The following is a 12,590-nucleotide window of genomic DNA, read 5'->3' as shown; positions in this document are numbered from 1 at the left end:
TGGTGCCGAAGGGGGGACTCGAACCCCCACACCCTTGCGGGCACATGACCCTGAATCATGCGCGTCTGCCAATTCCGCCACTTCGGCCCGAGGCAAGGATTTCATCTTACGGACCGGCCCTATGAAGTCAAGGGGCCCGTTGGCCCCTCGGCGCTGAGCGACCATGGCGGGCGAGAAGGCGATCGCGACCAACCGCAAGGCGTTCCACGACTACTCCATCCTCGAGACGTACGAGGCGGGCCTCGTGCTCCGGGGCACCGAGGTCAAGTCGCTGCGCGAGTCGCAGGTCAACTTCAAGGACTGCTACGCGGCCATCGACAACAACGAGGCGTGGCTGATCGGGTGCTACATCAGCCCGTACCACCACGGTACCGACGCCAACCACGATCCCGAGCGCAAGCGCAAGCTGCTGCTCCATCGACGCGAGATCTCCCGCCTGCTGGGCAAGATCGCCGAGCGCGGGTTGACCCTCATTCCCCTTCGTCTATACTTCAAGGAGGGGCGAGCGAAGGTCGAGCTCGGCCTGGCCCGCGGCAAGAAGCTCCACGACAAGCGCGCGAGCATCCGGGAGCGCGAAAGCCGGCGGGAAATGGAGAAGGAAACACGCGCCCGACAGCGGGCGTAGAAGGGGGCGACTGGTTTCGACGGGGATCAGTGACGCACAGGCGGCATCACGAGGTGCTCTCTCCTCGTAAAACTGGGGGCACGGTTATAGCTGCCGACAATCAGCTAGCCCTGGCGGCCTAACACCCGCTAGCGTCCTCCGGATCGCGTCATCGGGGTCCGGGTCAGGACGTCATATACCGGTGACTGGCTCCAAGCCCTGCTCCGGGGTGAGGAGCGAGACCTACAGGAGCTGGCTGATCGGTGACCCGGCCGGTTGGGGGGCCGAGAGGCGAGACGCACGGGATAACCGGCTAATGATGTAGATGCCTGTTGCCGAGGGTTTCCGGACGTGGGTTCGATGCCCACCGCCTCCACCATCGTGGCGCCGCCCTTCGGGGTTGAGACCCGAAGGGCGGTGCCGTCTTCACCGCTCGAGGCCAGCGCCCGCTGCGCTTGCCGGAGACGACGCGGGGGCTACGCGCGCGCCCGCGGATCCGGCTGCGCGTCTCGAATGGCGCGCCACACCCGGTCGCTGCTCGCGGGCATGTCCAGCTCGCGCACGCCGAGGGGCGCGATCGCATCCATCACCGCGTTGATGACCGCGGGCAGCGCGCCGACCGTGCCCGCTTCGCCCGCGCCCTTGGCTCCGATCGGGTTCAGGGCGGTCGGAACGGGATGGCTCTCGATCGCCATGTCGCAGAACGTGTCGGCGCGCGGCATGGCGTACTCCATGAACGAGGCGGTCAGCAGCTGGCCGGAGTCGGGCTCGTAGACCACCTGCTCCATCAAGGCCTGGCCCACGCCCTGCGCGACGCCGCCGTGGATCTGGCCCTTGAGGGTGAGCGGGTTGATGACCGTGCCCACGTCGTCGGCGATCGCGTACCGCTCGAGCGTCACGTCGCCGGTGTCCGGATCGACCTCGACCTCGCACACGTGGCAGCCGTTCGGCCAGGTGTCCTGCTTCGGCGCGAAGGTCCCGGTCTCGTAGAGGCCGGGCTCGAGCCCGGGCGGCAGCTGGGCGGGCTGGAACGCCGCGCGCGCCACCTCCTTGAGCGCGAGCGCCCGGTCGGTGCCCACCACCGAGAACTTGCCGTCACCGAACGAGACGTCGGCCTCGGCGGCCTCGAGCAGACGGGCCGCGATCTTGCGTCCCTTCGCGATGACCTTCTCGGCGGCGGTCCACAGCGCGGTCCCCCCGATCACGGTCGAGCGCGAGCCCATGGTGCCCATGCCGAAGGCCACCCGATCGGTGTCGCCGTCGATGTACCGCACGTCGGCCGGATCGAGCCCCAGCCGCTCGTGGAGGATCTGCTTGAACGTGGTCTCGTGGCCCTGCCCCTGGTTCTTCGTGCCCATGAAGATGGTCGCGCTGCCGCTCGGCGCGAAGCGGATCTCCGCGAACTCGGGCTGCGGCCCGGCGGCCCGCTCGATCGCGTTCACCACCGCGAGCCCGCGCAGCCGGCCGCGCGCCCGCGACGCCTCTCGGCGCGCCTCGAAGCCGGCCACGTCCCCCAGCTCGAGCGCGGCGTCCATGCAGCGCTCGAACTCGCCGCAATCGTAGGTGACGCCCAGCGCGGTGCGATACGGCATCGCCGAGGCCGGGATCAGGTTCGCGCGGCGGAGCGCGAGGCGATCCATCCCCAGCTCGCGCGCGGCGTCGTCGATGAGGCGCTCGATGACATACGTCGCCTCGGGCCGGCCCGCTCCTCGATACGGGGCGGTGGCGTTGGTGTTGGTGAGCACGGCGTAGACCGCGACGTGCGCCGCGGGGAACGTGTACACCCCGACCAGGGTGGCGATGTTGCTGAACGTCGCGAGCAGGTTGCGGTCCGAGGAGACGTAGGCGCCGACGTTGGCGTAGGTCCGCACCCGCAGGGCCAGGAAGCGTCCCTGCGCGTCGAGGGCCAGCTCGGCCTCGCTCACGTTGTCGCGCGCGTGCTCGTCGGCGGGAATGGCCTCGCGGCGCTCGGACTGCCACTTGACGGGCCGGCCGAGCTTGCGCGCCGCCCACAGCACGAGCCGGTGCTCGGCGTACTGCCAGCCCTTGGTCCCGAAGGCGCCGCCCACGTCACCGGCAATGACGCGGATCTGGTGCTCCGGGATCTTGAAGATGTTGCTGGCCAGCGCGTTGCGCACCCGGTGCGGATACTGCACGTCCGCGTAGAGCGTGTAGCGGTCCTCGCCGGGATCGTAGACGCCCAGCGCCCCGCGTGACTCCAGGTACTGGGCGTGCACGCGGGTGATCACGTACCGCCGTCGCACCACGTGCGCGGCCCTGGCGAAGGCCTCGTCGGTCGTCGCCCTGTCTCCCGCCTGGTGGAGGTTCGAGACGTTGTCCGGACACTCGTCCCAGACCGGGGCGCTGCCGGGCTGCGCGGCGAGGCCGGTGTCGGTGATGGACGGCAGGGCCTCGTAGTCGACGCGCACCAGGTCCGCCGCATCCTCGGCCTGGGCGCGCGTCTCCGCGACCACGAGGGCCACCGGGTCGCCCACGTGCCGCGCGCGCTCCACCGCGAGCCCCCGGTGGGCCGGCGCGAACATCGGCGAGCCGTCCGGGCGCGTGCGCTTGAGCGTCATCTTCATGGTGCCGAGGCCGTCGCGGGCCACGTCGGCGCCCGTGAAGACCGCGAGCACCCCCGGTGCCCGCAGGGCGGCGGCCGCGTCGATGGAGACGATGCGCGCGTGCGCGTGGGGCGAGCGGAGGATGACCGCCTGGGCCTGGCCGGGCAGGCTCACGTCGCCCAGGAACCGCCCCTCGCCGCGCAGCAGCCGGACGTCCTCGAATCGCTTGACCGACTGGCCGATCCCGAACTGGCCCATCAGCGGGCGGCGAGCACCGCGGGGAGATCGATCCCGACGAACGCGAGAGGGTGGAGCGCCACGGACGCGAAGCCTATCACAATTTCCTCCTTCGCCGCCTCCGCGCTCCGTTGCTAGAATGGCGGTGCCGCGCGCCCGGGCCATGATGCGACGACTGACCGCCGCCGTTCTGCTGTTCACGCTGATGGGGATCCTCGTCGGCTCGGCTCACGCTGCGCGCCCCGAATCGGTCGAGATCAAGGACCGCGCCGGCAACCGCGGCACGCTCCCGATCACCGTCACCGACGACGGCGCCGCCTACATCGCCCCCGATCGCCTCGCCGCCATGCTCAAGGGCGCGTGGCACGTGAAGGGAGATCGGGCGACCCTCACCATCGGAAAGCACACCGCGGAGTTCGTGCGGGGCCAGTCCAGCGCGCGCGTGGCCGGGCAGACCATCGCGCTGGATTCGGCGGCGCGCGTCGTGGGCCACAGCTGGCTCGTCTCGCGCGACTTTCTGAGCAAGGGGCTGCCGCGTCTGAGCGCGGGCGTCTCGGTCGTCGCCGTCTCGGAGAGCCGCAAGCCGCAGACCAGGACCGTCCAGGGATCGGTGCCGCTCGAGGAGATGCGCTACCGGTCCTATCCGAGCTTCACTCGCATCGTGATCGAGACCGGCGCCAAGCTGGCCTACGCGGTGGTGTCGACCGACGAGGAGGTGCGGGTCCGCCTTCCTGGCCTCTCGTTGAGCGACTCCCGCGTCGAGGAGATCGGCGACGGCCTCGTCCAGGAGGTCCGGCTCGAGCCGGCGGACGGCGTCGCGGTGCTCCGCGTGATGCTGGAGGGTACCGCCGGCGAGGTCAAGCACACCACGCTGGTCGATCCCTATCGCCTCGTGCTCGATGTGTACCGGCCGCGGGAGCCCGGCAGCGAGCCGGGGCGCAGCGGTCAGATGCAGCCGCTGAAGCTGATCGTGCTGGACGCCGGCCACGGCGGCCACGACACCGGCGCGGTGGGACCGAGCGGGCTGATGGAGAAGGAGATCGTCCTGGATGTGACGCGGCGGGTGGCGCGGCGGGTCGAATCCGGTCTCGGGGTGAAGGTCGTCATGAGCCGCGATTCCGACGTCTTCGTGCCCCTCCGCGAGCGCACGAACTTCGCCAACAAGCATCGGGCGGACCTCTTCGTGTCGATTCACGCCAATGCCCACCCGCAAGCGGTCTCGGAAGGCGTGGAGACCTATTTCCTCTCGTCCGAGGCCTCGGACAATGTGGCGCGGCAGGTGGCCGCGGTCGAGAACGGCGTGGTCCAGCTCGAGGGCAGCGGCGGCTCGCGGCAGCGCGGCGACATGCTGAAGAGCATCCTGTGGGACCTCGCGCAGTCCGAGTTCCAGGAAGAGTCGAGCTTCATGGCCGAGACCGTGCAAGACTCGATGAGCAAGTCGCTGAGCCTGGTCAACCGCGGGGTGAAGCAGGCGGGGTTCTACGTGCTGGGCGGGGCGGCGATGCCCGCGATCCTGATCGAGATCGGCTTCCTGACCAATCGCAAGGAGGAGAAGAAGCTGGGAACCGCCGAGCATCGCGAAGCTCTGGCCCGCGCCATCTACACCGGGCTCGCCGAGTACAAGCGCCGCTACGACCAGCGGATGCGCACCGCGCAGAGCGCGCCGGCCCGGTCCGCTCCCGCGAGCCTCTCGCCGCGATGAGCCCCGTGCACCTGCGACACGACGGTCGTCGGCCGGATCAGCTGCGGCCGGTGACGATCACGCGCGACTACCTGCGCCATCCGGAGGGGTCGGTGCTCGTCGAATTCGGCGACACCAAGGTCATCTGCACCGCATCGGTGGAGGACAAGGTGCCGCCCTTCCTCAAGGGACAGGGCAAGGGCTGGGTGACCGCCGAGTACGGGATGCTCCCGCGCTCCACCAACACGCGCATGTCGCGCGAGCGCGGCGGACCGAGCGGCCGCTCTCAGGAGATCCAGCGGCTGGTGGGCCGCTCGCTGCGCTCGGTCGTCGAGATGGCCAAGCTCGGCGAGCGCACGGTGTGGGTGGACTGCGACGTCATCCAGGCCGACGGCGGCACCCGCACCGCGGCCATCAGCGGGGCGTTCGTGGCGGTGGCCGACGCCATCGGCAGTCTGCAGAAGACGGGCACGCTGGCCGGCTCGCCGCTGCGTGACTGCGTGGCCGCGATCAGCGTGGGCATGGTCGGCAACCGGCCCGTGCTCGACCTGGACTACGTCGAGGATTCCACCGCCGAGGTGGACATGAACGTGGTCATGACCGGGGCGGGCGCCTTCGTGGAGGTGCAGGGGACCGCCGAGCAGACCCCGTTCCCGAAGGCCCGGCTCGACGAGCTGCTGGCGCTGGCCGGCGACGGGATCGCCCGGCTGATCACGCTGCAGCGCCGGGCCCTCGAGGCGCGTGGCGACAAGCGCTTCACCCTCTGACCCGCTCCTGGTTCTGGCCACGGCCAACCGGTCCAAGGGCCGGGAGCTGGCCGAGCTCCTCGCCGACCTGCCCTACCGGATCCGCGACCTCTCCGCCTACCCGGGCGTGGTCCTCCCGCCCGAGGGCGAGGCGTCGTACGCGCAGAACGCGCTCGGCAAGGCCCGCGCGGTGACCGCCACGACCGGCGAGATGGCGCTGGCCGACGATTCCGGTATCGAGGTGGACGCCTTCGGCGGCCGGCCCGGCGTGCTGTCGGCACGCTACGGCGGTGAAGGGCTCACCGATCCGGACCGCAACGCGCTCATGCTGCGTGAGCTCGCGGACGTTCCGCCCGCGCGGCGCACCGCCCGATATCGCGCGGTGATCGCGGTGACCGCGCCCGACGGCCGCGAGGCCACCGTCGAAGGCATGGTCGAGGGCGTCTTGCTGGACACGCCGCGCGGGACGGGGGGCTTCGGCTACGATCCGCTGTTTTACTACGCGCCGCTCGGCGCCACGTTCGCCGAGATCACGCCGGAAGCCAAGCATGCGGTGAGCCATCGGGGCCGCGCGATGGCGCTCGCGCGCGAGCTGCTGCAGCGCTGGAGTTGAAGCCGCCGATCGGCCAAGCGTATACTGCTCCCGCCTGACATCGGGGTGTGGCGCAGCCCGGTAGCGCACCTGCTTTGGGAGCAGGGAGTCGGAGGTTCAAATCCTCTCACCCCGACCACTTCACCTCCCACCACGAGTCTACGCTTGGCGCTTCACCGACGAATGTTCGGCGGTTCGAGGCAGGGAGCCAGCTAGACTTGAACGATCTTGATGCCACGGGCGGTGAGCCAGCCGCTCACCTTCAGCCAGGTCTCCGGCTCGCGGCGCTCCCACGCGTCGACGCTGCGCTGGGGCACGATGATCCGGGTGGGGTGGTCGCGGACGGCCGCTTCCACCAGCCTGGCGAGATCGGTGCGGGAGGTTCGCAGCTCGATGACGAGATCTTCGGCCGAGAGGTTGACGCTCTCTCGGGGCAGAGCGCCGCTCACGCCCTCGCTTGCTGTCGTCATCTCCGAGCCGGTATGAATGATGATGAGCGCAGCCTATCGTGGGCGCGCTCGCCTGTCAACCCACATATTGTGCCTACTGTTTGTATTCCGTTTTTGCGCCTGTCTCAGTGAATATGCCGCTTCACCGCGCAACACAGGATCACCGGATCGAGTGGTTTCTCGAGCAGCTCGTCGAAGCCCTCGGCGAGCAGCTCCGGGCGACGATCGCGGTACGCAGTGATGGCGATCACCGGTATCTGCAAATCCCGCTCGTCCGCGGATGCCTTGACGGCTCGGATCAGCTCGATGCCGTTGTCCGGCATCGCGATGTCGCTCAGCATGACATCGGGACGCTCTTCCCCGAGCAGGCGCTTGCCCTCCTCGGCGGATTCGGCGGTGCGAACTTCCGCCCCGCAGTACTCGAGGAGGACGCGCAGGACCTCGCGCGAGTCGGGAGTGTCCTCGACGATCAGGACGTGGACGCCCGAAAGATCGGCGTCCAGCCTGTGCCCACCGTTCGTCCGGTCGTCCATGCAACGAGATCCCGAGCACTTCGTGTGCCAGCGCCGTTTCCGCGCGATGACGCACCCTCGCCAACCGGGATGAGGCCAAGACGTGACGAACTTACCGGGAAGTGACTCCATCCAGGGTCAATCGGGCGCGGGCGGCATGGGCCATCCGCGGGGGGCCGGGTTGGGGCTGCACCAGGTGAAGGACGCGCGGCCGAGGCGTCAGGAGCGCGACCCGCCCCGGACCGACTCGCGCTCGGTGGCGAAGGGAAGGTAAGATGTGGCGGGCAACCATGTGGGCTCGCGTGGTGTTGCTGGTGGGTGCGCTGTCGATCGGGTCGGCGGCGGCCCAGTCACCTCCCGCGGTTCTCTATCCGCAGCGCTACCAGACCGCGTGATCAAGGACGCGGTCATCGATTGCGTCGACGGGCTGTCGAGAGATCTGTACGCCTCCCCGGATGCGGTGGACGCGATGAGGCGAGACCCCAGCCTCAAGGAGTGTCCGGTGGGTGTGCTGTTCGCCGGGTGCGCTCGGTCTGGCTCAGGACTGGACGTTCGGCGGCTTCGATCCGTTGACCGCCGAGCCGTTGAAGCTCCAGCTCCCCGGCGATTGCCTGATCTGTCACCAGGCGGCGGTGACGAACGACATGTCGTTCTCGCTGAGCCTGCTGAGGCGGTCGTGATGACCGGCACGGTCCAGTACCGCTTCTGCGCGCAGCCGGGGCGGCAGTCGTGTGCGTTCTGAGCCGCTGCGGCAGGGTGCAGCCGCCTTCCCAACGGCCCGGTAGCTCGGCCCGGTGCTGGTGTATCGTAACTACGCGCTGCGCCTGTAGCTCAGCTGGATAGAGCATCGGCCTTCTAAGCCGAGGGTCGGGGGTTCGAATCCCTCCAGGCGCGCCAATATTCTAAGGGCTTATCGCTTCGGGTTCTTCGCATCAGTGTCTGTTATGCCCATCGTTATGCCCGAGAGTCGCCGTGTCGCATCCTGGAGATCGGCCGGGCTCACGATGTGATGGCGGTCGAAGACCGATCGGGTCTTGTGACCCGTGACCTTCATGGCCACGCGCTCGGGCACGCCGGCACTTGGTGGTGCCCGGCTCGAGTCTCAGCGTACCTGCCCTGAGATCGAGCTGGCGGCGCTCCAGGGTGAGTACCTCGCTCTGAATCCACCACCCAAATGTGTATGCGATGGTGATCGCCACTTGGAGATCGGTGGGAAGATGCCGCCGAACCTTCTGATACTGCTCCCACTCGAAGAACCCCTGCGGAGCGCCGCTTTCCCGAAGCTTGCGAATCACTGGAGGGCTCGACGAGGTCCCGAGAACCAGTTGTCTTGTAGTGCTGAAGCAAATCTGTCGCGACCTCCTCGTACCGAATGCGGTCGGCGCGTGGCAGCACACGCTGACCCGGAGCCTCCTCTCCTCTAGGGAGTTGCAGGGAGCCGACGGATAGTTGCTAGTGGACGTGGCAGACGCGCGCCGAAGGAGCGCGACAACATGGACGAGTACCGCTACCGATGGGAATGCCTGCGGCGGAATCCGGAATTCGGAGTTTCGTCAAGTGCCTAGCAGACCAGATCGATGCAGTACGTAGAGAGCGCCGTGTAGCATTCTGCAAATCCATCCCGGCAACCACCGAAATCGACCGCCTGGGCCGAGCCTGGGCGGTCGAGCATTTCGTTCCCTTCGGCGGCCCGACGGCGCGTGGTTGTTCGGTTAGACGGTGCACATGAAGCGCACGATCTTGTGCGCCCTCCGAGGTTCCGCTAGTATGTGCGGCAGGTATCCGCCGAATGGGGCCGATTCCGTGATTAACAGACGAGAGCGCACCTCTCCACTGGACGGTGATAGATGAAGATGCTGCTCCACGTCGACATCCCTCACGAGCCATTCAACAGCCTGGTTCGGGCCGGGACTGCGGGAGACACCCTGAGCAAGATTCTCGACAGCCTCAAGCCGCAGGCAGTTTACTTTTCGGAGCAGGACGGCCGCCGCGGCGCCGTTCTGCTGATCGAGCTCGACAGCCCCTCCGATATCCCCCGGTTCGCCGAGCCATTCTTCCTGAAGTTCAACGCCGACTGCCGGTTCAGAGTCGTCATGAGCCCCGACGACCTGGCGAAGGCGGGGCTCGGGGAGCTGGGCAAGCGGTGGGCATAGCGGCGGGATCGACCAGCGCATGATTCCCGATCGCGTGGTCGAGGTCCTGCACGGCCCGACGTGGATCCAGATCGGGAGCCGGGACGAGGCACTCCGCCCCGCGCACACCGTGGCGGTCGGGGCAGTGGTCCACGACGACCGGCAGACGGTGACCGTGTTCGTCCCCACCGCCCGCTCCGGGCGTGTCCTGCGCGACCTGACCGGGAATGGTCGGATCGCGGTCGGCCTCGCGCTCGCCAGCCACGAGTCATACCAGCTCAAGGGAACGTACATCTCCTCCCGGCCTACGGATGACACCGACCGGGCCCGCCAGGAGGCCCGCCGCGCTGCGCTGCTGGAGTCCGCCCTGGAGGCCGGCTACCCTGAGGCGATTGCTCGGCCGCTCGCCCTGGGTCTTGCCATAACGCCGGGCGTGGCGATCACGTTTCGCGCGGAGCAGGTGTTCCTGCAGACCCCCGGCCCGGGCGCTGGGACCCTCCTGTCCTGACAGGAGCACCGCGCGCCATGGCGATCCTACCGGACGACATCAAGGCGGCGATGCAGGGCGTGATCCCGTCGCATGTCGTGACGTGCTCGCACGACGGCACGCCGAACGCGAGCGCGATCTCCCAGGTCTATTACGTGGACGCCGATCACGTCGCGCTCTCCCACCAGTTCTTCAACAAGACCAAGCGCAACCTCGAGGAGAACCCGAGGGCGATGGCCTGGGTGATCAGCCCCGAGACGTTCGAGGCGTGGGACCTCGAGCTGGAGTTCGTGCGATCCGAGACCAGCGGGCCGATCTTCGACATCATGGAGATGCAGATCGAGGCCATCGCCTCCATGGTCGGGATGAAGGGCATCTTCAAGCTGCGGGCTGCCGACGTCTTCCGGGTCACCGCCGTCTCGAAGGCCGTCGGGGAGCGCATCCCGCTGGCTGAGATCCCCAGGGCTCGCTGAGGCTGCCCGACCAGAGTGTCTGCGGACCCTAGCGATACGTCCGGGCTCCGGGAGCAGATCGCCGAGAACCAGCAGGCGATCGACCGGCTGAACCGCGACCTCGCCAGGAAGTCCAACGAGGTCCGGATCATCCAACAGATCTCCTCGGAGATCACCTCCACGCTGGACCTCGACGAGGTTCTCGGGATCATCCTCCGGGCCATGGATCACGTTCTGGCGTTCGCGCACTCGATGATCCTCCTCAAGGACGTGGCCGACAACGTCCTGCGGGTCGCGGCGACCCGCGGCTACGCAGAGCAGGGCGCCGGCGCCCAGGTGCGGCTGGGGGAGGGAGTGATCGGTGTCGTCGGCGAGCGCCGGAGGATGATGCGGATCGGGAACATCGGCGCCAGCATGCGCTACCTCAAGACCGTGCGGGCGCGGATGGAATCCTCTGGCGAGGTCGGCCCCGCCGAGGCCCCGGCCGTCCTGCCCGGCTTGACGGACGTGCAGAGCCAGCTCGCCCTGCCCCTTACCGTCAAGGATCGCCTCGTCGGCGTCCTCGCGGTGGAGAGCCGAACGCCGAACGCCTTCGACGAGCTGGACGAGGTTCTCCTGCGTATTGTCGGCAACCAGGCGGCGACCGCTATCGACAACGCCCGTACCTACCAGATAGTGGAGCAGCTCGGCCGCCTGAAGCGCTTCTTCTCGCCCCAGCTCGCCGACCTGATCATCCGTGGCGGCGCAGACGATCCTCTGAAGACGCACCGGCGGGAAGTCACGGTCGTCTTCCTCGACCTCCGTGGCTTCACCGCTTTCGCGGAGACCTCCGAGCCCGAGGAAGTGATGGGGGTGCTGCACGAGTACCATGGCGAGATGGGTCGGCTGATCCTGGCCCATGAGGGGACGCTGGAGCGATTCACGGGCGACGGGATGATGATCTTCTTCAATGATCCCCTCCCGATGCCGGACGCCGCGGAACGCGCGGTGCGGATGGCGGTGGCCATGCGGGACCGGGCCGCCGAGCTTGCGGTCCGCTGGCATCGCAAGGGCTACGAGCTCGACCTCGGGATCGGCATCGCCAAGGGATTCGCCACGATCGGTGCCATCGGCTTCGAGGGGCGCTGGGACTATGGCGCCATCGGTACCGTGACCAACCTGGCCGCACGCCTCTGCGGGGAGGCCAAGCCCGGCCAGATCCTGATCTCGCCCCGGCTCCTCCCGGAGGTGGAGAATCTCCTGGAGGTCGAGGAAATGGGGCTCCTCGCTGTGAAGGGCCTGGCGAGGCCGGTGAAGCCGCTGAACGTCCTGAGGCTCCGGGATCCCGCCTGACGTATTTCATCTTCCCGAGCTGTACCCTGGCGGCCCAGGTGGCTCGGGAAGGCCGAAGGTGCTGGTGAACAAGGTCAATCCGGCACAACGCGTCTAATTCAGATCAAATCGATCTCGCGCGCCACCAATCCGGCTCGCTGCGGAAGGTCAGTTACCGGCGGCCTTCGGGCGCGTGAAGCGCGCCGCGTAGTACGCCAGGGTGTCGAGCTCCTCGGGGCTCACCTGGCTGACCGCCTCGCTCATCGCCATCGTGTAGCCGGGGCGGCGGCCCGTCTTGAAGCCCTGCAGGCTCATCTGCAGGTAGTCTTCCCGCTGCCCGGCGATGCGGGGCACCTGCTGGCCGCCGGCGAGGTCGGCGCCGTGGCAGAAGACGCACTTGTGCTTCTGCGCGAGCTCGGCGCCCCGGCTCATGCGCGCGGCGTCCGGCGCAGTGGCCGGCACGGGCGGCGCCACCGGCGGTAGCGTGCCGATGAAGTCGGAGAAGCCGCGCAAGTCGGCGTCGGTCAGCGTCTTCGCCACCGCGGTCATCGCCTCGTTGCTGCGCCGCCCTTCGCGAAACAGAAACAGCTGCGTGGCCGCGTAGAACGAGTGCTGACCGGCGAGCACCGGCGTGCCCGGCACGTCGCTGCGCCCATTGGCGCCGTGGCACGCCGCGCACACCGCCTGGAAGCGCTGCGGGTAAGGATTGGCGGGAGGGCTGGCCGCCTTGCCGCCGCTCCGCGATTTCGTCTGGGCGCCGGCCGATGCGGCCAGCGCCATCGCGGTCACGGTGCAGAGGGCAAGGCGGGCCAGCCCGGTCACT

Annotated in this window: 13 protein-coding genes, 3 tRNA genes and 1 other RNA gene; 12 read left to right on the top strand and 5 right to left on the bottom strand. The window is 68.5% G+C overall.

What is annotated here, in order from left to right; all coding sequences use genetic code 11:
* Positions 1–87, bottom strand: a tRNA-Leu gene (locus VKN16_13300).
* 76 nt (positions 88–163) lie between these two features.
* Here VKN16_13300 and smpB point away from each other — a divergent pair.
* Both smpB and ssrA read left to right on the top strand, forming a co-directional pair.
* Positions 164–625, top strand: a complete 462-nt coding sequence (gene smpB, locus VKN16_13295; GenBank protein ID HME95176.1) for an SsrA-binding protein SmpB — start codon at positions 164–166, stop codon at positions 623–625.
* A gap of 2 nt (positions 626–627) precedes the next feature.
* Positions 628–983, top strand: a transfer-messenger RNA (tmRNA) gene (gene ssrA, locus VKN16_13290).
* A gap of 97 nt (positions 984–1,080) precedes the next feature.
* Here ssrA and VKN16_13285 read toward each other — a convergent pair.
* Complete coding sequence (locus VKN16_13285; protein ID HME95175.1) at positions 1,081–3,426, bottom strand: xanthine dehydrogenase family protein molybdopterin-binding subunit; 2,346 nt, start codon at positions 3,424–3,426, stop codon at positions 1,081–1,083.
* 142 nt (positions 3,427–3,568) lie between these two features.
* Here VKN16_13285 and VKN16_13280 point away from each other — a divergent pair, with 142 nt between their 5' ends.
* The 4 genes from VKN16_13280 (at position 3,569) to VKN16_13265 (ending at position 6,563) form a co-directional block, all read left to right on the top strand.
* Positions 3,569–5,107 (top strand): N-acetylmuramoyl-L-alanine amidase, encoded by a 1,539-nt coding sequence (locus VKN16_13280; protein HME95174.1) that lies wholly within the window; start codon positions 3,569–3,571, stop codon positions 5,105–5,107.
* Between the two features lie 11 nt (positions 5,108–5,118).
* Positions 5,119–5,853, top strand: coding sequence for a ribonuclease PH (rph, locus tag VKN16_13275; protein ID HME95173.1), 735 nt, complete (start codon positions 5,119–5,121; stop codon positions 5,851–5,853).
* Positions 5,828–6,445, top strand: a complete 618-nt coding sequence (locus tag VKN16_13270) for a non-canonical purine NTP pyrophosphatase (protein ID HME95172.1) — start codon at positions 5,828–5,830, stop codon at positions 6,443–6,445. The genes rph and VKN16_13270 overlap by 26 nt, the downstream gene beginning before the upstream one ends.
* Before the next feature lie 41 nt (positions 6,446–6,486).
* Positions 6,487–6,563, top strand: a tRNA-Pro gene (locus tag VKN16_13265).
* Positions 6,564–6,636: 73 nt separating this feature from the next.
* On the opposite strand, the gene VKN16_13260 is transcribed toward VKN16_13265, so the two are convergent.
* Positions 6,637–6,873: a hypothetical protein gene (locus VKN16_13260; protein HME95171.1), complete on the bottom strand. Its 237-nt coding sequence runs from the start codon at positions 6,871–6,873 to the stop codon at positions 6,637–6,639.
* Between the two features lie 125 nt (positions 6,874–6,998).
* Positions 6,999–7,406 (bottom strand): response regulator, encoded by a 408-nt coding sequence (locus VKN16_13255; protein HME95170.1) that lies wholly within the window; start codon positions 7,404–7,406, stop codon positions 6,999–7,001.
* 485 nt (positions 7,407–7,891) lie between these two features.
* Between VKN16_13255 and VKN16_13250 the strand changes: the two genes are divergently transcribed.
* The 6 genes from VKN16_13250 (at position 7,892) to VKN16_13225 (ending at position 11,788) form a co-directional block, all read left to right on the top strand.
* A complete protein-coding gene (locus VKN16_13250; protein ID HME95169.1) occupies positions 7,892–8,065 on the top strand; it encodes a hypothetical protein in 174 nt (57 codons plus the stop codon).
* A gap of 140 nt (positions 8,066–8,205) precedes the next feature.
* Positions 8,206–8,282 (top strand) — tRNA-Arg (locus tag VKN16_13245).
* Between the two features lie 950 nt (positions 8,283–9,232).
* Positions 9,233–9,538, top strand: coding sequence for a panthothenate synthetase (locus tag VKN16_13240; GenBank protein ID HME95168.1), 306 nt, complete (start codon positions 9,233–9,235; stop codon positions 9,536–9,538).
* Positions 9,539–9,557: 19 nt separating this feature from the next.
* Positions 9,558–10,025 (top strand): hypothetical protein, encoded by a 468-nt coding sequence (locus VKN16_13235; GenBank protein ID HME95167.1) that lies wholly within the window; start codon positions 9,558–9,560, stop codon positions 10,023–10,025.
* 23 nt (positions 10,026–10,048) lie between these two features.
* A complete protein-coding gene (locus VKN16_13230; GenBank protein HME95166.1) occupies positions 10,049–10,477 on the top strand; it encodes a pyridoxamine 5'-phosphate oxidase family protein in 429 nt (142 codons plus the stop codon).
* Positions 10,478–10,492: 15 nt separating this feature from the next.
* Entirely contained in the window at positions 10,493–11,788 is a 1,296-nt protein-coding gene (locus VKN16_13225) for an adenylate/guanylate cyclase domain-containing protein (GenBank protein ID HME95165.1), read from the top strand.
* A gap of 147 nt (positions 11,789–11,935) precedes the next feature.
* Here VKN16_13225 and VKN16_13220 read toward each other — a convergent pair whose 3' ends face one another.
* Positions 11,936–12,589, bottom strand: a complete 654-nt coding sequence (locus VKN16_13220) for a c-type cytochrome (GenBank protein ID HME95164.1) — start codon at positions 12,587–12,589, stop codon at positions 11,936–11,938.
* Between the last annotated feature and the right edge of the window lies 1 nt (position 12,590).

Source organism: Candidatus Methylomirabilota bacterium, assembly GCA_035315345.1.
GTDB lineage: Bacteria > Methylomirabilota > Methylomirabilia > Rokubacteriales > CSP1-6 > CAMLFJ01.
The sequence above is the reverse complement of the archived record's forward strand: the minus strand, read 5'-3'. Positions and strand labels throughout refer to the sequence as shown.